At 68.1% G+C, this 17,301-nt stretch carries 20 protein-coding genes; 8 read left to right on the top strand and 12 right to left on the bottom strand.

Annotated features, from left to right (window positions below; all coding sequences use genetic code 11):
* Positions 1–3 precede the first annotated feature (3 nt).
* The 5 genes from rpmI to pheT all read left to right on the top strand — a co-directional run bounded on the left by rpmI (position 4) and on the right by pheT (position 4,937).
* Positions 4–204 (top strand): 50S ribosomal protein L35, encoded by a 201-nt coding sequence (gene rpmI / locus SI859A1_RS17220; RefSeq protein ID WP_009210962.1) that lies wholly within the window; start codon positions 4–6, stop codon positions 202–204.
* Positions 205–242: 38 nt separating this feature from the next.
* The gene (gene rplT, locus SI859A1_RS17215; protein WP_009210961.1) at positions 243–662 is read left to right on the top strand and encodes a 50S ribosomal protein L20; all 420 of its coding nucleotides are present in this window, start codon (positions 243–245) and stop codon (positions 660–662) included.
* Positions 663–819: 157 nt separating this feature from the next.
* Complete coding sequence (gene pheS, locus SI859A1_RS17210) at positions 820–1,905, top strand: phenylalanine--tRNA ligase subunit alpha (protein ID WP_040325963.1); 1,086 nt, start codon at positions 820–822, stop codon at positions 1,903–1,905.
* A gap of 83 nt (positions 1,906–1,988) precedes the next feature.
* The gene (locus SI859A1_RS17205) at positions 1,989–2,402 is read left to right on the top strand and encodes a hypothetical protein (protein WP_040325962.1); all 414 of its coding nucleotides are present in this window, start codon (positions 1,989–1,991) and stop codon (positions 2,400–2,402) included.
* Between the two features lie 120 nt (positions 2,403–2,522).
* A complete protein-coding gene (pheT, locus tag SI859A1_RS17200) occupies positions 2,523–4,937 on the top strand; it encodes a phenylalanine--tRNA ligase subunit beta (RefSeq protein WP_009210959.1) in 2,415 nt (804 codons plus the stop codon).
* Positions 4,938–5,264: 327 nt separating this feature from the next.
* On the opposite strand, the gene SI859A1_RS20485 is transcribed toward pheT, so the two are convergent.
* From SI859A1_RS20485 to SI859A1_RS17185, 4 genes are all read right to left on the bottom strand, one after another.
* The gene (locus SI859A1_RS20485; RefSeq protein WP_050767574.1) at positions 5,265–5,564 is read right to left on the bottom strand and encodes a methyltransferase domain-containing protein; all 300 of its coding nucleotides are present in this window, start codon (positions 5,562–5,564) and stop codon (positions 5,265–5,267) included.
* Positions 5,565–5,573: 9 nt separating this feature from the next.
* The gene (locus tag SI859A1_RS20480; protein ID WP_050767573.1) at positions 5,574–5,867 is read right to left on the bottom strand and encodes a class I SAM-dependent methyltransferase; all 294 of its coding nucleotides are present in this window, start codon (positions 5,865–5,867) and stop codon (positions 5,574–5,576) included.
* Positions 5,868–5,874: 7 nt separating this feature from the next.
* Complete coding sequence (locus SI859A1_RS17190; RefSeq protein ID WP_040325961.1) at positions 5,875–7,407, bottom strand: YifB family Mg chelatase-like AAA ATPase; 1,533 nt, start codon at positions 7,405–7,407, stop codon at positions 5,875–5,877.
* Between the two features lie 193 nt (positions 7,408–7,600).
* The gene (locus tag SI859A1_RS17185; protein ID WP_040325960.1) at positions 7,601–8,983 is read right to left on the bottom strand and encodes a hypothetical protein; all 1,383 of its coding nucleotides are present in this window, start codon (positions 8,981–8,983) and stop codon (positions 7,601–7,603) included.
* A 176-nt stretch (positions 8,984–9,159) separates the two neighbouring features.
* Between SI859A1_RS17185 and trhO the strand changes: the two genes are divergently transcribed.
* On the top strand, positions 9,160–10,047 hold the full coding sequence (gene trhO, locus SI859A1_RS17180; RefSeq protein WP_009210955.1) for an oxygen-dependent tRNA uridine(34) hydroxylase TrhO: 888 nt from the start codon (positions 9,160–9,162) through the stop codon (positions 10,045–10,047).
* A 15-nt stretch (positions 10,048–10,062) separates the two neighbouring features.
* Here trhO and pobA read toward each other — a convergent pair whose 3' ends face one another.
* From pobA to pcaC, 6 genes are read right to left on the bottom strand one after another with little or no spacing between them, the layout of a single operon-like run.
* Complete coding sequence (gene pobA / locus SI859A1_RS17175) at positions 10,063–11,244, bottom strand: 4-hydroxybenzoate 3-monooxygenase (protein WP_009210954.1); 1,182 nt, start codon at positions 11,242–11,244, stop codon at positions 10,063–10,065.
* Positions 11,241–12,017 (bottom strand): CoA-transferase subunit beta, encoded by a 777-nt coding sequence (locus tag SI859A1_RS17170; RefSeq protein WP_009210953.1) that lies wholly within the window; start codon positions 12,015–12,017, stop codon positions 11,241–11,243. The genes pobA and SI859A1_RS17170 overlap by 4 nt, the downstream gene beginning before the upstream one ends.
* A complete protein-coding gene (locus SI859A1_RS17165; protein WP_009210952.1) occupies positions 12,017–12,874 on the bottom strand; it encodes a CoA transferase subunit A in 858 nt (285 codons plus the stop codon). Before SI859A1_RS17165 ends, SI859A1_RS17170 begins: the two co-directional genes overlap by 1 nt.
* Positions 12,875–12,891: 17 nt before the next feature.
* Positions 12,892–13,518 (bottom strand): protocatechuate 3,4-dioxygenase subunit alpha, encoded by a 627-nt coding sequence (pcaG, locus tag SI859A1_RS17160; protein ID WP_040325959.1) that lies wholly within the window; start codon positions 13,516–13,518, stop codon positions 12,892–12,894.
* The gene (gene pcaH, locus SI859A1_RS17155) at positions 13,518–14,240 is read right to left on the bottom strand and encodes a protocatechuate 3,4-dioxygenase subunit beta (RefSeq protein WP_009210950.1); all 723 of its coding nucleotides are present in this window, start codon (positions 14,238–14,240) and stop codon (positions 13,518–13,520) included. Before pcaH ends, pcaG begins: the two co-directional genes overlap by 1 nt.
* Positions 14,237–14,644, bottom strand: coding sequence for a 4-carboxymuconolactone decarboxylase (pcaC, locus tag SI859A1_RS17150; protein ID WP_009210949.1), 408 nt, complete (start codon positions 14,642–14,644; stop codon positions 14,237–14,239). Before pcaC ends, pcaH begins: the two co-directional genes overlap by 4 nt.
* 98 nt (positions 14,645–14,742) lie before the next feature.
* Here pcaC and pcaQ point away from each other — a divergent pair, with 98 nt between their 5' ends.
* Both pcaQ and SI859A1_RS17140 read left to right on the top strand, forming a co-directional pair.
* On the top strand, positions 14,743–15,666 hold the full coding sequence (gene pcaQ / locus SI859A1_RS17145; protein ID WP_009210948.1) for a pca operon transcription factor PcaQ: 924 nt from the start codon (positions 14,743–14,745) through the stop codon (positions 15,664–15,666).
* A 115-nt stretch (positions 15,667–15,781) separates the two neighbouring features.
* A complete protein-coding gene (locus SI859A1_RS17140; RefSeq protein WP_040325958.1) occupies positions 15,782–16,372 on the top strand; it encodes a hypothetical protein in 591 nt (196 codons plus the stop codon).
* Here SI859A1_RS17140 and SI859A1_RS17135 read toward each other — a convergent pair.
* Entirely contained in the window at positions 16,353–16,772 is a 420-nt protein-coding gene (locus SI859A1_RS17135) for a hypothetical protein (RefSeq protein WP_040325957.1), read from the bottom strand. The genes SI859A1_RS17140 and SI859A1_RS17135 overlap by 20 nt on opposite strands.
* Positions 16,773–16,844: 72 nt before the next feature.
* Positions 16,845–17,150 (bottom strand): hypothetical protein, encoded by a 306-nt coding sequence (locus SI859A1_RS17130; RefSeq protein ID WP_040325956.1) that lies wholly within the window; start codon positions 17,148–17,150, stop codon positions 16,845–16,847.
* Positions 17,151–17,301 lie beyond the last annotated feature (151 nt).

The following is a 17,301-nucleotide window of genomic DNA, read 5'->3' as shown; positions in this document are numbered from 1 at the left end:
AAAATGCCCAAGATGAAGACCAAGGCCAGCGCCAAGAAGCGCTTCCGGATGACGGCCAATGGCCGCGTCAAGGCAGGCGCCGCCGGCAAGCGCCACGGCATGATCAAACGCTCCAACGACTTCCTGCGCGATGCGCGCGGCACGATGATCCTGTCCAAGCCCGACGAGCGGATCGTCAAGATCTACATGCCCTACAACCGCTAAGCGGCCCGGGCTTTTTAGAGAATTCAGGAGTTTAGATCATGGCACGAGTGAAACGGGGCGTAACGTCCCACGCCAAGCACAAGAAGATTCTGAAGCAGGCCGCCGGTTTCTACGGTCGTCGCAAGAACACCATCCGCGCCGCCAAGGCCGCCGTCGACCGGTCGAAGCAGTATGCGACCCGCGATCGCCGGGTGAAGAAGCGGAATTTCCGCGCCCTGTGGATCCAGCGCATCAATGCCGCCGTCCGCGAGCATGGCATGACCTATGGCCGCTTCATCGACGGCCTGAACAAGGCCGGCATCGAGGTCGACCGCAAGGTCCTGTCCGACATCGCGATCCACGAGCCCGAGGCGTTCGGTGCGCTGTGCGAGCAGGCCAAGTCGGCGCTTGCCTACCTCAAGGAAAGCGAATTTGACGGTGCCTACGAGCGCGCCGTTGGCGAGACGCGCGCGGCCTGAGGCCAGCGCAACTCTTGACGCTTACGGGCCCGCGCCGCACTGCCGCGCGGGCCTTTTCATGTCGGCGGGTCCGATCGGGCCGCGGTCCGGGCGCGTCTTGCGCGGGGACCGTCGGCGCATGGTCGTCCGGCCTTCGCAAGCAGTATGGGAGCAACGGATGAGCGATCTTCAGGCACTGGAAGCCCATCTCTCCGAACAGGTCGCGGCCGCCGCCGACGAGGCGCAGCTGGAGGCGATCCGCGTTGCCGAACTCGGCAAGAAGGGCCGCATCTCCGAGCTCCTGAAGGGTCTCGGCAAGATGAGCCCCGACGAGCGCCGCGTCGAAGGCCCGAAGCTGAACGGCCTGCGTGATCGCGCCCAGACGCTGATCAACGCCCGCCGCGAGGAACTCGCCGACGCCGCGATTGCCGTGCGCCTGGCCGCCGAGCGCGTCGACGTGACCCTGCCGGTGCGCCCCAGCCCGGCCGCCCGCGGCCGTATCCATCCGATCAGCCAGGTCATCGACGAGATCACCGCGATCTTCGCCGACATGGGCTTTGCGATTGCCGAAGGGCCGGACATCGAGACCGACCACTACAATTTCACGGCGCTGAACTTTCCCGAGGGCCATCCGGCCCGCGAGATGCACGACACCTTCTTCCTGAAGCCGGACGCAAAGGGAGAGCGCAAGGTGCTGCGCACCCACACCTCGCCGGTGCAGATCCGCACCATGGAGACGACGAAGCCGCCGCTGCGCATCGTCATTCCCGGCCGCACCTACCGGCAGGATTCCGACGCGACCCATTCGCCGATGTTCCACCAGGTCGAGGGTCTTGTCATCGACAAGACCGCCAATGTGGCGAACATGAAATGGGTGCTGGAGGAGTTCTGCAAGGCGTTCTTCGAGGTGCCGTCGCTGAACATGCGGTTCCGGCCGTCCTACTTCCCCTTCACCGAGCCGAGCCTCGAGGTCGACATCCAGTGCGACCGGTCGAACCCGGGCGAAGTGCGCTTCGGGGAGGGCTCGGACTGGATGGAGATCCTGGGCTGCGGCATGGTGCATCCGAACGTGCTGCGCCATGGCGGGCTCGACCCGGACGAGTATCAGGGCTTCGCCTGGGGCATGGGCATCGACCGCATCGCCATGCTGAAATACGGCATGCCGGACCTGCGCGCCTTCTTCGATTCCGACGTGCGCTGGCTGGAGCATTACGGCTTCCGCCCGCTCGACATGCCGACCCTGTTCGGCGGCCTGTCGACGTGACATTGATGACCGCCGCGCAGTCTCTCGGGATCTGCGGCGGGCCATTCTGAGTTGACTGTCCACTGCAAGCAGGAGCCTTCGCCATGTCGGCACGCATGACCGTCCTCGAAGTGATCGCCGTCGTGGCCGGCGCCGTGATCGGCCTTCTGGCGCTCGACTTCGCCAGCTGGCTGTTTGCCGACACGAGCTTCTTTGCGCTTCTGGCCTCGCCCGGTCGCATCGTCCTGGCGCTGGTGACGGTCGGCCTCTTTGCCTTCTACTACCGCTCCATGTCGCAGACCCCGGCGGCGCTGGCCTCGTTCTTCACCGGCGTCGGCCTGCCGGCGATCCTCGACCGCTTCGGCTTCGATACGCTGCTGCCCTGGGGCACGCTGCTCGTCCTCTACGTGGTCTTTGCCATCGTCGCCCTGCTGACCTATCGCTTCGTCCATGCCACGGCGCTGGCGCAGGGCGTCGCCGACGACATCGCCGGGCCGAAGCGGCGCGACGATTTCTGAGCCCCGTGGCCGGAGCGCCCGCAGGCGCCCCGGCGAAGACACGCGCGCCGCGGCCCCCCAGCCATCCGGCGCATTTCCCACGGCCGATCGGCCCGTCCGCAACGAGACTGAACCGAACCGATGAAATTCACGCTTTCCTGGCTCAAGGACCATCTCGACACCGACGCCTCGCTGGCCGAGATCTGCGAACGCCTGACCATGATCGGCCTCGAGGTCGAGACCGTCGACGACCGCGCCGTCTTCGCGCCCTTCCGCATCGCGCGGGTGCTGAGCGCCGAGCGCCACCCAGACGCCGACAAGCTGCAGGTGCTGAGCGTCGACGCCGGGCCCGAGGTCAATGACGGCAAGCCGCTGCAGGTGGTCTGCGGCGCGCCCAATGCGCGGGCCGGGATGGTCGGCGTTCTGGCGACGCCGGGCACCTATGTGCCGGGCATCGACACCACCCTGTCGATCGGCCGCATCCGCGGCGTCGAATCCCACGGCATGATGTGCTCGGAGCGCGAGCTCGAACTCTCCGACAGCCATGACGGCATCATCGATCTCGCCGCGGACGCGCCGGTGGGCACGCGCTTTGCCGATTATGCCGACCTCGCCGATCCGGTCATCGAGATCAATCTGACGCCGAACCGACCCGACGCCACCGGTGTCGCCGGCATCGCCCGCGATCTTGCCGCCTCCGGCATGGGCACGCTGAAGACCGCCGCGCCCGAGCGCATCGAGGGCGAGGGCGACTGCCCCGTCGCCTTGTCGGTGGAAAGCGCGACCTGCACCGGCTTTGCCCTGTGCAAGGTCTCGGGCGTCGCCAACGGCACCTCGCCGGAATGGATGCAGAAGCGGCTGAAGGCGATCGGCCTGCGCCCGATCAACGCGCTCGTCGACATCACCAATTACGTCACCTTCGACCGCGGCCGCCCGCTGCACGTCTTCGACGCCGCCAAGGTGGCCGGCGGCCTCGTCGTGCGCGACGCCCGTGACGGCGAGGAGGTACTGGCCCTCGACGAGCGGACCTACACCCTGTCGGCCGGCATGTGCGTCATCGCCGACGACAAGGGCGTCGAATCCATTGCCGGCATCATGGGCGGCGAGCATTCGGGCTGCGATGCGGCGACGACCGACGTCCTGATCGAATCGGCGCTGTGGGACCCGCGCGCCATCGCCCGCACCGGCCGCAGCCTCGGCATCATCACCGATGCGCGCTACCGCTTCGAGCGCGGCGTCGATCCCGACTTCATGGAGCCGGGCCTCGATCTGGCGACGCGCCTCGTCCTTGATCTGTGCGGCGGCACGCCGTCGCGGCGCATCGTCGTCGAGAGCACGACGCCGGCGCCGGCGCCCATCGTCCTGCCCTTCACCGAGACCGAGCGACTGACCGGCATCCAGGTGGAGCGCGACCGGCAGGTCGCCATCTTGGAAAGCCTCGGCTTCAAAGTGTCGCCGGAAGGCAAAACCGCCAGCGTCGTCAGCCCGAGCTGGCGCCCGGACATCGACGGCAAGGCCGATCTCGTCGAGGAAGTCATGCGCCTCGTCGGCGTCGACACGATCGCGCCGCAGCCGCTGCCTTCGGCCGGTGCCGTCGGCGGGCGCATCCTCACCGTGCCGCAGATCCGCGACCGCGCCGCGCGCCGGGCGCTGGCCGCCCGCGGCATGGTGGAGACGGTGAGCTACAGCTTCATCGGCGAGAGCCACGCCGCGGCCTTCGGCGGCGGCGCGACCGCGCTGAAGCTGGAGAACCCGATCTCGGCCGACATGTCGGACATGCGGCCGTCGCTGCTGCCGGGCCTGATCACGGCGGCGGCGCGCAACGCCGCCCGCGGCCATGGCGACACGGCGCTGTTCGAGGTGGCGGCGATCTACCGCTCGGACGAGCCGGACGGCCAGCTGCGCGTCGCCGGCGGCCTGCGCCGCGGCACCGCCATCATGTCCGGCGGCGGCCGGTCGTGGAACGGCAATGCCTCCGCCGTCTCGGTGTACGACGCCAAGGCCGACGCCATCGCGGCGCTGGAGGCCGCCGGCGCGCCGGTCGACCGGCTGATGATCGAGGCGCCGGCGAGCGACTGGTACCATCCGGGCCGCTCCGGCCGGATCAAGCTGGGGCCCAAGGTGGTGCTGGCGGAGTTCGGCGAATTCCATCCGAAGACGCTGAAGACGCTGGATGCCTCAGGGCCGCATTGCGGCTTCGAGGTGTTTCTCGACGCGATCCCGACGCCCAAGCGCAAGGCGACCCGCACCAAGCCGGTGCTGGCCCTGTCGGCCTTCCAGCCGGTGCGCCGCGACTTCGCCTTCGTCGTCGATGCCGATGTCGAGGCGCTGAAGCTGGTGCGCGCGGCCGAGGGTGCCGACCGCAAGCTGGTCGGCGAGGTGCGCGTCTTCGACGTCTTCACCGGCGCGGCGCTCGGCGAGAACCGCAAGTCGGTGGCGCTGGAAGTCACCCTCAATCCGGTCGAGCGGACCCTGACCGAGGAGGATCTGGAGGCGGTGTCCGCCAAGATCGTCGCCCAAGTCGAAAAGGCCACCGGCGGCACGTTGCGGGCGTAACGGTTCGCAGCGTCCGGCGGGCGTACTCGGCGCGCGTTGCTGTTGGGATGGTGGCGTGCGGTTGTGCTGCGCAGCGGGCCGCATCGGCGCTGTGGCATGGGGCGTCGGGTTGAACCCGAGGATGACGCGCGTTGATGGAGTGCGCAGCCTGTCGAGGGGGGGCACAACGTCCCGGAGCACAGGCGTAGGCCGTCCGCCGCTGGGCAGCGGCCCGCTTTGGCGGGGCTGCCTGAGGGGCCTTGTCGTTGCGGCTGCGGTGTTGCGGCCGCCTCGCCCGGGTCGATGGCCGCGCGGTGGTATCCCTGCGCGAACAAACCTCGGACTGCATCAGCTCTTCTGCGCCATCCAGACTTTGTGGATGGCGCCCTGCGGCTCGTCGAAGACGGCCATGCGCACGGTGAAGCCGGCCTCCGCCAGAAGCACCCGGTAGCCGGCATCCGAATAGCTGGCATAGGCGATGGGCACGTCGAACATCTTGTCGCGGATCGCCGAATGCGACGGCCCGCTGGTGAACATCAGCCAGCCGCCGGGGCGCAGCCACGCCGCGAAGCGGCCCAGCATCGCCGTCTGGTCGCCGTGGTCCAGATGGAAGAAGCTGTCCCAAGCGATGATTGCATCGAAGGACACGGCCGGGAGCTAGGCTCGCATGTCGCACAGGATGGTCGGAACCTGCGGATAGGCCCGATGGAAATGCGCCAGCATGGCGGCCGACCCGTCGAGCGCCGTGATCGAGACGCCGGCCTCCAGACAATGCGCCAGCCCCGCGTGACCGGTGCCGCAGCCGCAATCCAGGAGCCGCGCCCCGGTTGGAAGCGATGCCGCCAGTTGCGCGTAGAAGGGCGGCTCCCACGGCTTTAGCCGGCGCGCGGCCTCGAAGCGGTCGGCGATGATGTCGTAGCCCGCAATGGCGGGGTGCGGCTCCGCGCTCATGCCGCCGTCATGCCGCGGCGGCCAGGCGCTCGCCGGCCATGCGGTAGGAGATCGCCTCGGCCAGATGGATGCGCCGGACCATGTCGTCGCCGTCGAGATCGGCCAGGGTCCGCGCGACCTTGAGAATGCGGTGATAGGCGCGGGCGGAGAACCGCATCTGCTCGGCCGCCTCCTGCAGCAGGGTCCGGCCCTCCCGGTCCGGCTCGGCGACGCTTTCGATCAGGGCGGCAGGGCAACGGGAATTGCGGGTCGAGCCGGGCAGGCCGAGCGTCTCGTAGCGCTCCGTCTGCAGGGCGTGGGCGGCGGCGACGCGCGCCTTCACCTCGGCCGAGGATTCCGCCGGCTGCGGCTTGATCAGGTCGGCGGCCGTCACCGCCGGCACGTCGACGCGAATGTCGATCCGGTCCATCAGCGGGCCGGAGATGCGGGCCTGGTAGTCGGCGGCACAGCGTGGGCCGCGGGCGCAACTTCGGCCGGGCTCGCCCGCCATGCCGCATCGGCAGGGATTCATTGCCGCCACGAGTTGCATCTTGGCCGGGTAGGTGACGCGGTGATTGGCCCGGGCGATGACGCTTTCGCCGGCCTCCAGCGGCTGGCGCAGGGAATCCAGCACGACCGGCGAGAATTCGGGGAATTCGTCGAGAAACAGGATGCCGCGATGGGCGAGCGAGACCTCGCCCGGCCGCGCCCTCAGGCCGCCGCCGACCATCGCCGCCATCGAGGCCGAATGATGCGGCGCCCGGAACGGCCGGCGATCCGACAGCTTGCCGCCGGACAATTCCCCGGCGATCGAGGCGATCATCGACACTTCGAGCAATTCGCGCGGTGTCAGCGCTGGCAGGATCGACGGCAGGCGCTGCGCCAGCATCGACTTGCCCGAACCGGGCGGGCCGACCATCAGGAGATTGTGGCCGCCCGCCGCACTGATCTCCAGCGCCCGCTTGGCGACGATCTGGCCCTTGATCTCGGCAAGGTCCGGCAGGTCGGAAGGCGCGGCCCGGATGGCCGGCTCCGGCCGGGCGATGATCTGCGTGCCGCGGAAATGATTGGCGATCTGGATCAGGCTGCGGGCGGCGACGATGTCCATGTCCTGGCTCGCCCAGGCCGCCTCCGCGCCGCTTTCAGCCGGGCAGATCAGGCCGAGGCCGATGGCGTTGGCGCCCATTGCCGCCGGCAGGGCCCCGGCGACCGCCGTGGTCATGCCGTCGAGGGAGAGCTCGCCGAGGACGACAAAGCCGGCCAGCGCGTCGGACGGGATCGCGCCGAGCGCCGCCATCAGGCCGAGAGCGATCGGCAGGTCGTAATGGCTGCCCTCCTTGGGAAGGTCGGCGGGGGCGAGATTGACGGTCACCTTCTTGGGCGGCATCGACAGCCCGGAGGCATGCAGGGCCGCCTGGACGCGCTCGCGGCTCTCGGCCACCGCCTTGTCCGGCAGGCCGACGATCTGGATGCCGACCTTGCCCGGCGCCACCATCACCTGCACGTCGACGGGAATCGCTTCGATGCCCTGAAACGCCACCGTCTTGACCCGAGATACCATTGCCACCACCCCTCGTGATGAACTCCGGCCCACCCAATTTGCCGGAAAGCGACGTTAGGTAAGCATGGAAATTGGAATGAAACAAGAACAGGACAGAAACAAATCGGCGCCAAAGTGAGTCGCGCCTGTACGACGGTTCGATGGTTAAACAAGCGTTAACGCGTCGAACCGGATGCCGCGCGAAGCAGGCGGCTCAGAGCTGCGCGATCAGGAAGACGGTGGCCGACAGGGCCAGCAGGCCGGCCACCATGAAGCCGCCGTTCCAGACCACCCCGACCCGGAAGGCGCTGGTATGGCCAAGCCGTCCGATCAGCAGCGTCGTCGCCGTGAAGGGCGAGGATGCGCCGGTGAGCGCCCAGCCGGCGGTCAGCGCGACGACGACGACATTCGGCGACACGCCCATGGCGGCGGCCGACGGCAGCAAGGGCGCCAGCAGCGACACCGACAGGATCGGGTTCATGCCGAGCTGGCCGAGCAGCGGGATGATCCAGACGATGGCGACGAGGATCACTGAAGCCGGGATGGCGTCCAGCGCCAGGGCCTGATCGGCGATCAGCGGCTGCAGCAACTCGCCGCCGGTGGCGCCGATGAAGCCGGCCATGACCAGGAGGATCAGCTCGGACTGGAAGGAGGGGATGTCGGTGAGGGCGAGCCGCTTCAGCCGCGTCGCGGTCCGCGCCGCCGTTCCAGTCTCGCCGCGGGACTGGATGACAATCCAGCCGATGGCGATGGTCGGCACCAGCAGCATCACCACGGCGATCACCCGCAGCCCGGTGAGAAGCTCCAGCACCGCGACGCCCGAGAAGAGCAGGACGAGCAGCGCCAGCAGCGGCTTCAGGTCGCGCCAGCCGCCGATCGGATCGCGCCGTGCCGGCGCCGGCTGGGTCAGCTTCGGCTTGAAATAGGTGTCCAGCGCCCAGCCGATGAAGGTGACGAGAGCCGCGTTGAAGATCGCGAAGACGGCCGCCCCGCTCCATGACGAGCCGGGAATGACCGAGGTGGAGATCGCCATGGCGAAGGCCAGCGGCGACCAGGTCAGCGAGGCGACGAAGCCGCGCTGGATCGCCAGCAGCATGCGCCGGTTGCGGATCTCGCGGATCTCGGCGTTGGGCTCGCGGCTGGCGATGCTTTCGGTCAACCCGCCCAGGAGCGAGATCGCGCCGTAGCTGAGGATCAGCGCGAAGAGATGGCCGCCGGTGGTCAGCGCCAGATAGCGTTTGCCGGGCGGCTGGCTGGCGAGATACTGCCCGCATCGCTCGATGGCCGGCGAGGCGGCGGCGGGGCCGCGCAGCGAGGCGAGCGCGATGAAGAAGGCCGCGATGAAGCCGCCCTGTTCGAGCCCCTTCAGCGTGATGGCGAGCCAGTCGGCGCGGGTGAAGAGGGCGATGGCGACGAGGCCGAGGCCGAGCGCCACGAATGCCTGGCGCGACCAGGGCGCCCGCGGCGTGGCGAGAACCAGGAAGACGAGGATGCCGGCGGCCGCGACCAGCCCGGCGCCCGCGCTGCCCACCCATTCGCGCAGAAGGATGGCGACGCCCGTGACGATCAGAACGACACCGATGAGACGGTCGATCAACGCTTGCGAACTCCGCGGAGGGACGAGGCGGCGGGAAACTCTCTCTGTCTTAGCATTCCCGGGCGGCGCGTCACGTCTCGCCGGCGAGATTTGCACCGGATCGTCGCCGAAGGATCGGTGAGCGGCGCGGGGCGGCGGGGGTTTGTCACGCGGGCAGACCGGCGGTATGACGCGCCATGTCCCTGACCGTCGCCACCTTCTATCGTTTTGTCACGCTCGACGACCTTCCCGCGCTGAAGGCCGAGCTCGCCGCCTTGTGCGCCGACACCGGCACACGCGGCACGATCCTCATTGCCCCGGAGGGGATCAACGGCACGCTGGCGGGACCGCAGGACGGCGTGGCGACGATGGTCGCGCATCTCGACCGGCGCTGCGGCATCGGCCGCGGCGAGCTGAAATTCTCGGCGGCCGAGGACTGGCCCTTTGCCCGCACCAAGGTGCGCATCCGGCCCGAGATCATCACCATGCGGGCACCCGAGGCCGATCCCTCCCGGCGCGTCGGCACCTATGTCGCCCCTTCCGACTGGAACGCCCTGATCAATGATCCGGAGGTGCTCGTCCTCGACACCCGCAATCGCTACGAGACCAAGGTCGGCGGCTTTGCCGGGGCGGTGGATCCGGCGATCGACAGCTTCACGGACTTCAAGGCCTATGTGGAGACCGCGCTCGACCCGGCCGAGCACCGCAAGGTGGCGATGTTCTGCACCGGCGGCATCCGCTGCGAGAAGGCCTCGGCCTACATGCTCTCCAAGGGGTTCGAGAGCGTCTTCCACCTGAAGGGCGGCATCCTGCAATATCTCGAGGACGTGCCGCGGGAAGACAGTCGCTGGGAGGGCGACTGCTACGTCTTCGACGGCCGCGTCGCCGTCGGCCATGGGCTGGCACGGACGGACTGGACCGCCTGCTATGGCTGCGGCCAGCCGCTGTCGCCGGAGGAGCGCGCCGACCCGGCCTTCGAGGAGGGGGTCTCCTGCGCCCATTGCATCGACCGGCTGAGCGAGGAGAAGGCGGCGTCGCTGCGCGAGCGCCAGCGCCAGATCATGCGGGAGACGGGGCGCGGCTGAGCGGCCCGCCGTCCGTCAGAAGGGCAGCCCCACATAGTTCTCGGCAAGCGATGTCTGCGCCGCCTCGGAATCGGCCAGATAGTCGAATTCCGCCTCCTGGATCCGCTGCGAAAAGGCGCCGTGCTCCTCGAAACGGTGGATCATCGAGGTGAACCACCAGGAGAAGCGCTCGGCCTTCCACACGCGCGCCAGCGCGGTCTCGGAATAGGCGTCGAGCAGCCCGTCATCCTTGTCGAGGTAATGGGCGATCAGCGCGCGCGACAAATAGTGGATGTCGGAGACCGCCAGGTTCAGTCCCTTGGCGCCGGTCGGCGGCACGATATGGGCGGCATCGCCGGCGAGGAACATCCGGCCGTAGCGCATCGGCTCGGCGACGAAGGAGCGCAGCGGCGCCAGCGACTTCTCGATCGACGGCCCACGCACCAGATTGCCGGCGACCGCGGAGGGCAGCCGCGCCTGCAATTCGTCGAAGAAGCGCTCGTCCGGCCAGTTGGCGACATCGTCGTCGGCGTCGCACTGGATGTAGTAGCGCGAGAGCTGCGGATTGCGCAGCGAGCACAGCGCGAAGCCGCGGCTGTGATTGGCGTAGATCAGCTCGTCCTGGATCGGCGGCGTGCGGGTCAGGACGCCGAGCCAGGCGAAGGGATAGACCCGCTCGAAGGTCTCGATGCTGGCGGCGGGGATCGCCTGTCGGCAGACGCCGTGGAAGCCGTCGCAGCCGGCGATGAAGTCGCATTCCAGCCGCTGTTCGCCGTCGCGCGTGCGGTAGGTGACGAAGGGCGCGCTGCCGGTGATGTCCTGCGGCGTGACGTCCTCGACCTCGTGGATGACCGGCACGCAGGCCTCGTCGAGGGCGTCGTAGAGATCGTGGGTCACCTCGGTCTGGCCGTAGACCGTCACGGTCTTGCCGCCGGTCAGTTCGCGCAGGTCGACATGCAGCATCTCGCCGCGCCAGGCGATGTCGAAGCCGTCATGGACGAGGCCCTCGCGGTCCATCCGCGCGCCGAGGCCGACGGTGCGCAGGAGATCCGTGGTGCCTTGTTCGAGGACGCCGGCGCGGATGCGCGACAGGACGTAGTCGCGGCTCTTGCGCTCCAGGACAACGCTTTCGATGCCGGCGCGGTGCAGGATCAGCGCGAGCAGCAGGCCGGCGGGGCCACCGCCGATGATGGCGACGCGGGTGCGGGTGGTCGTCACGCGGCGTTCCGGCGATGTGCCGCCGCGGTGCGGGCCTTGATCGCGCGCAGGGTGGAGAGCTCCAGTTCGGTCGGCGGCGGTGTTTCGCCGACATCGGCCGCATAGACGACATCCCAGTCGCAGCTCGCCGCGATTGCCTCGCGCGAGGCGCCCGGATGGATGGAATTGACCTCGAATTCCTTGGTCTGCGGGTTCGGCCGCCAGACTGCCATGTCGGTCACCAGAAGCGTCGGCCCCTTGGTGGTGATGCCGAGATCCTGGCGGTCCGAGCCGCCCTTGCCGTGGCCGAAGGAGGTGAAGAAGTCGATTGCCTTCACCATGCCGCGCTTCGTCTGCTTCATGGTGATGAACACCTCGCCGCAGGACGAGGCGATCTCCGGCGCGCCGCCACCGCCCGGCAGGCGGGTCTTCGGGTGGGCGTAGTCGCCGATCACCGTGGTGTTGATGTTGCCGAAGGGATCGAGCTGCGCGGCGCCCAGGAAGCCGATGGAGATGCGGCCGCCCTGCAGCCAGTAGCGAAACATCTCCGGTACCGAGACGGTGGTCAGCGCCGTCTCGCAGAGTTCGCCGTCGCCGATCGACAGCGGCAGGACGCTCGGCGCCGTGGCGATGGTGCCGCTCTCGTAGATCAGGGTGATGTCCGGCGCATGGGTGAGCCGGGCGACGTTGCAAGCGGCAGAGGGCGCGCCGATGCCGACGAAGCAGACGTCGTCGTTTGACAGGGCCCGCGCGGCGGCGATGGTCATCATCTCGTCGGGCGTGAAGTCGGCCATCACATCTTCCCTTTCAGCGTCTCGACGCGGCCGGCGAAATCCTCCGGCCCGGCCTGCATGACATGAGTGTCGATCCAGGCCCTGAACCGGTCCATGTCTGCGGCGATCTCGTCCCATTCGACATAGGCCGCGTTGTCGCGGCCGTAATAGCCGCGGGCATAGGACGGATGGGCGCCGCCGGGCACATGGGCAATTGCGCTGATCGTCCAGTGCGGCAGGATGGTGAGGTTCGGATGGGCGTCGTCGAAATCGTCGACGATCTCCTCCACGGTGATGACGGCGCGCCTGGCCGCCAGCACCGCCTCCTTCTGGACGCCGAGAATGCCCTCGATCAGGACATTGCCCTTCCGGTCGGCCTTCTGGGCGTGGATGAAGGTGACGTCCGGCCGGATCGCGGGCACGGCGGCCAGTTCCTCGCCGGTGAAGGGGCAGGTGACCGAGCGGATGTTCGCATTGACCGCCTTCAGCCCGGCGCCCTTGTAGCCGCGGAACACCGCCATCGGCAGGCCGGCGGCGCCCGCCTCATAGGCATTGGCGAGGGCGGCGTGGGAGTGTTCCTCCAGTTCCAGCGCCTGCGGCACGCCGTTCTCCACCGCGTCGCGCACGCGCCGCAGCAGGCCGACGCCGGGATTGCCGAGATAGGAGAAGATCATCTTCTTCACCAGCCCGCAGCCGACGAGCTGGTCGTAGACGAGGTCGGGTGTCAGGCGCACGAGGGTCAGCTCGCCGATCCCCTGGCGGATCACCTCATGGGCGGCCGCATGGGGAATGAGATGGGTGAAGCCCTCGAAGGCCGCGATGTCGCCGGGCCGCAGATTGTCGGCGACGGCGTCTTTCAGTGTCTTGAACTGTGCCATGGACCTCTTTGCAGCCGTCAGATGTCGAAGAAGATCGTCTCGTTCTCGCCCTGCAGGTGGATGTCGAACCGGTAGGTCGGCACGTCACCCTCCTGCGTGCGGGGCGCGATCAGTGTCTGGACCCGCGCGCGGTGCTCGATGCGCGCCAGCACCGGATCGGCTGCGTTGGCCGCCTCCTCGTCGCCGAAATACATGCGGGTGTGCAAGCCGAGATTGATGCCGCGCGCGACGATCCAGACCGTCACATGCGGCGCCTGAGGGCGGCCGTCCTTGAACGGGACCTTGCCGGGCTTGATCGTCTCGAAGACGAACTCGCCGGTGGTCATGTCGCCGGGCGAGCGGCCGAAGCCGGAAAAATGCGGATCGGCGGTGCCGCGGGTCTCGGACGGGCCGGGATAGAGCCCTTGCGCATCGGCCTGCCAGATCTCGACCAGGGCGTCCTTCAGCGCGGTGCCGACGCCGTCGAAGACGCGGCCGACGATGCGGATGCGCTCGCCCTGCGTCTCGGCATCCACCATGCGGGCGCCGAGATCCTCGGCATAGACGCCCTCGATGCCGCTGTAGTTCGGCGTACAGCCGATATGGACGTAGGGGCCGGCGGTCTGCGACGGCGATTCCTTCAGATAGGCGAGGGGCTGGGCCATCAATTGCCCTCCGTCCGGTTCTCGAACAGGGTCGACCGGCGCCCGCGCAGGACGATGTCGAAGCGATAGGCGCGGCTGTCCATCGGCACGGCATTGTTCATGTCGAGCGGCGCGATCAGCCGTTCGACCGCGGCGCGGTCGGGGATCGTCGCAACGATCGGGCAGCGCCAGATCAGCGGGTCGCCCTCGAAATACATCTGGGTGATCAGCCGCTGGGCGAAGCCATGGCCGAAGACCGAGAAATGGATATGGGCCGGCCGCCAGTCATTGACGCCGTTGGGCCAGGGATAGGCGCCGGGCTTGATGGTGCGCAGGCGGTAGCTGCCGTCTGCATCTGTGAGGGTGCGTCCGCAGCCGCCGAAATTCGGATCCAGCGGCGCCAGATAGGTTTCCTTCTTGTGGCGGTAGCGCCCGCCGGCATTGGCCTGCCAGAATTCCAGAAGTGCGCCGGGAACGCCCCTGCCGGTCTCGTCGAGCACCCGGCCATGGACGATGATGCGCTGGCCGATCGGCTCGCCGCCATGGGCGAAATTGCGCAGGAGGTCGTTGTCGGTCTCGCCGATCAGATCATGGCCGAAGACCGGGCCGGTCATCTCCGAGACGGTGTTGTCGAGCGAGATCGGCGCCTTCTGCGGCGAGCGCGTCACGCTCGTCTTGTAGCCGGGCGTATAGGCGGCCGGATGCCAGTTGCGGTCGCGCTGGAAGAAGGATCCGCCGCTCATGCGGGGCCTGCCTCAGCGGCCTTGTCGATCTCGGCATAGACCGACTTGGCGATCTTGATGGCGTGGTTGGCGGCCGGCACGCCGGCATAGACGGCGACGTGCAGCAGCGCTTCCAGAACGTCCTCGCGGGTCGCGCCGGTATTGGCCGTGGCCCGCACATGCATGGCGACCTCGTCGTCCTGGCCGAGCGCGGCCAGGAGCGCGATGGTGACGATGGAGCGTTCGCGATGGGTGAAATGCGGCCGCGACCAGACCGTGCCCCAGGCGCCCTCGGTGATGAAGCTCTGGAAGGGGGCGTCGAACCCGTCGCTCTGGCGCTGGGCGCGATCGACATGGGCGTCGCCGAGCACGGCACGGCGTACTCTCATGCCCGCCTGATAGCGCTCGCTGGGGTCCTGCTGCATGGTTCCTCCCGGTCTCCGTCAGCTCAACCCGTTCACTATCAGCCGCCTGAAAACTCATGTAAAATGAATTCCAGCGCAGTTCGCATAACCGTGAGATTATGGAAATCGACCCACGGGTTCGTCTGAGACATCTGAAGACCTTTATCGAGGTAGCCCGCTCCGCCAGTCTCGGCAAGGCGGCCGTGCGGCTGAACGTGTCGCAGCCCGCCGTCTCCAAGACGCTGTCTGAACTCGAGGAGATGCTGGGGGCGCGCCTCATTGCCCGCGGACGGGGCGGGGCGACACTGACGCCGGTGGGGCGGATGTTTCATTCCTATGCCTCGGCCAGCCTTGCCGCCCTCAGCCAGGGTATCGAGGGCGTCGCCGAGACGCTGGCCGCATCGCAGCTGCGCCTGACCATCGGGGCGCTGCCGAGCGTCGCCGCGCGCATCGTGCCCGACGCGGCGATCGAGATGGCGCGGACCGCCCCGGAGGCGGGGCTGACCATCGTCTCCGGGCCCAATGCCTACCTCCTGTCGCAGCTCGCCTCCGGCGCACTCGACCTGGTGATCGGCCGGCTCGGCCAGCCCGAGGCGATGGCCGGCTTCAGCTTCGCCCAGCTCTATTCCGAGCGGGTCAGCCTCGTCGTACGCCCCGGCCATCCGCTGCTGAGCGCCGCCGATCCCGCGCTGATCGCGGCCTATCCGCTGATCTTTCCCGATGCGGATGCCGCCATCCGGACGATCGCCGAGCGCTACTTCATCGCCCATGGCCTGACCCGCCGCCGCGACCGGATCGAGACCGTCGTCGACAGTTTCGGTCGGGCCTATGTCCGCAAGACCGATGCGGTCTGGTTCATCTCGTCGGGGGTGGTGGCGCTGGACGTGGCCGACGGCATGCTGGCCGAACTGCCCGTCGACATGGCCGAGACGCTGGGGCCGGTCGGCCTGACCATGCGCGGGGAGGGCGATCCGTCGCCGGCGCTCCGGCTGTTCATCGCCGCGATCCGCGCCACGGTGGCCGCCCACGGGCTGGCCCGCTGAGGCGGCGGCAGGGTCGGGCCTTGCCGGCGGCCTCTGCGCGGTTTCCCGGGCGCTGCGCGCTGCCATTAACGGCCTGCTAACCATAAATGTGGAAGGTCGCAGCGAGGGACCCCCGATGCGACCAGCTCTGCCGATCCTGTTCACGCTCGCCATTGTCGGCGGATGCACCAGCATCCCCTCGCGCTGCTATGTGACGCTCGACAATGGCGGCGGCCCGACCGCCGAGGCCTGCGAGACCGGGCCGGAACTCATCGTGCGGCCGATCACCCCGACCAACGCCGCCTATTATGTCCCGCCCTATGTCATCGCGGCCCTGTCCTATGAAGGATTCCTGGTGCCCCGGGAGCCGGCCGTCGACGCGGATACGGATGTGGATGCGGACGGGGAGCCCGCAGGGCCGGACGCCGCCGCGACGCCCGCCTGGCCGCTGCCGGCCGCCGGCCAGACACCCTGGCGGCAGACCGTCACCGGCACGGAAGGCCTCGCCATCGCCTTTGCCGACGACGAGGACGGCGTGACAGCGGACGATCTCGAACGCTTCTGGGATGCCGGATTGATGGTGACGCCGACGCGCACGGCGCCGCCCGTCGGCGCGCCGGAGAACCGGCTGCCGCAGGCCTATACGATCGACGGTGAAATCCGCTATCGCCGACCGGACGCGTTCCACGGGATGAGCTTCCCGATCTCTAGCGCGCTGTCTCCATGAGCAGCGGAATGCCGTTCAGGATGGCGTGGCCGGGGGGCAGGATCTTCACCCGGCGCGACGGCTTGGTGTCGGAGGATTCCACGACGATCGCCGTGCCCTCGGTCTCGAAAACGTAATTCACCCCGTCGCAACGCACGGGGCTCCCGAACAGGCCTTCGGAAAAGGACTCGATGTCGATCGCATTGCACCGGTTGATGGTGGTGCTCTCCACCTTGCGGGTGGCGCGATCCTGGACGAGGGCGTTCAGCGTGTAGCCGCGCTCCTCTTCGACGAATTCGAAGGCGAGCCCGTATTCCGGCAGCGGAGCGGGCGCGGTGGCGGGGGGAGATTTTTCCCCGAAAGGAATGGTCAGGCCGGCGGCCAGGACGAGTGCTGCCGTGAAGCTGGCGGTGACGGTCATCGGCGTCCGCTCCTTCTGGGGCAAGGATGAAGGGGGAGCGGGCACATCTGCTCGCACCCCCCTCGTGCGATGTCAGCAGGCGCCGTCGACGAGCGTGTAGTGATCCTGCTCGACGAGCTTCCGCGTGGTCTTGTACACGGCCGGATTGCGGCGCTTGACGATGGTGGCGCCGTCGACGAAGTCGCCGACCCAGGAGCGGCTCTCGCCGACGACCTTCTTGCCACGGGTATTGTAGATGTAGGTGGAAGGCACGTACTCGACGCAATATGCCTTCTCGTTGTTTTCGGCGATGTGTCGCTTGTAGGTTTTGGCTTCGGCGGTCGCCGAAAACGCGAGCACCGCAGCGATAGCGGGAATGCTAAGCAGGACCTTGCGCATGGAAAAAACGCCTCCGTTGTTATGATGTAGCGCAAGGAGAGGATTGAATCATATTTGACGAATATCAACAGGATTATGCTGACTTAACGGAAGTTTTTGCTTCGCCACGCGAGTTGTGCCAAGTTGAGACAAAATCTGTGCTGTTATGGCG

It is taken from the genome of Aurantimonas manganoxydans SI85-9A1 (assembly GCF_000153465.1).
Lineage (GTDB): Bacteria > Pseudomonadota > Alphaproteobacteria > Rhizobiales > Rhizobiaceae > Aurantimonas > Aurantimonas manganoxydans.
This window is presented reverse-complemented; position numbering and strand designations above follow the sequence as displayed.

Bases quoted from the DNA above. Each gene is read 5' to 3' on its own strand.
- pcaG (WP_040325959.1), bottom strand. From the start codon at position 13,518: ATGGCCCAGCCCCTCGCCTATCTGAAGGAATCGCCGTCGCAGACCGCC.
- pheS (WP_040325963.1), top strand. From the start codon at position 820: ATGAGCGATCTTCAGGCACTGGAAGCCCATCTCTCCGAACAGGTCGCG.
- SI859A1_RS17130 (WP_040325956.1), bottom strand. From the start codon at position 17,150: ATGCGCAAGGTCCTGCTTAGCATTCCCGCTATCGCTGCGGTGCTCGCG.
- trhO (WP_009210955.1), top strand. From the start codon at position 9,160: ATGTCCCTGACCGTCGCCACCTTCTATCGTTTTGTCACGCTCGACGAC.
- SI859A1_RS20480 (WP_050767573.1), bottom strand. From the start codon at position 5,867: ATGAGCGCGGAGCCGCACCCCGCCATTGCGGGCTACGACATCATCGCC.
- SI859A1_RS17170 (WP_009210953.1), bottom strand. From the start codon at position 12,017: ATGGCCGACTTCACGCCCGACGAGATGATGACCATCGCCGCCGCGCGG.
- pcaC (WP_009210949.1), bottom strand. From the start codon at position 14,644: ATGCAGCAGGACCCCAGCGAGCGCTATCAGGCGGGCATGAGAGTACGC.
- SI859A1_RS17165 (WP_009210952.1), bottom strand. From the start codon at position 12,874: ATGGCACAGTTCAAGACACTGAAAGACGCCGTCGCCGACAATCTGCGG.
- SI859A1_RS17140 (WP_040325958.1), top strand. From the start codon at position 15,782: ATGCGACCAGCTCTGCCGATCCTGTTCACGCTCGCCATTGTCGGCGGA.
- pcaH (WP_009210950.1), bottom strand. From the start codon at position 14,240: ATGAGCGGCGGATCCTTCTTCCAGCGCGACCGCAACTGGCATCCGGCC.
- SI859A1_RS17205 (WP_040325962.1), top strand. From the start codon at position 1,989: ATGTCGGCACGCATGACCGTCCTCGAAGTGATCGCCGTCGTGGCCGGC.
- SI859A1_RS17190 (WP_040325961.1), bottom strand. From the start codon at position 7,407: ATGGTATCTCGGGTCAAGACGGTGGCGTTTCAGGGCATCGAAGCGATT.
- SI859A1_RS17135 (WP_040325957.1), bottom strand. From the start codon at position 16,772: ATGACCGTCACCGCCAGCTTCACGGCAGCACTCGTCCTGGCCGCCGGC.
- pheT (WP_009210959.1), top strand. From the start codon at position 2,523: ATGAAATTCACGCTTTCCTGGCTCAAGGACCATCTCGACACCGACGCC.
- pcaQ (WP_009210948.1), top strand. From the start codon at position 14,743: ATGGAAATCGACCCACGGGTTCGTCTGAGACATCTGAAGACCTTTATC.
- rpmI (WP_009210962.1), top strand. From the start codon at position 4: ATGCCCAAGATGAAGACCAAGGCCAGCGCCAAGAAGCGCTTCCGGATG.
- rplT (WP_009210961.1), top strand. From the start codon at position 243: ATGGCACGAGTGAAACGGGGCGTAACGTCCCACGCCAAGCACAAGAAG.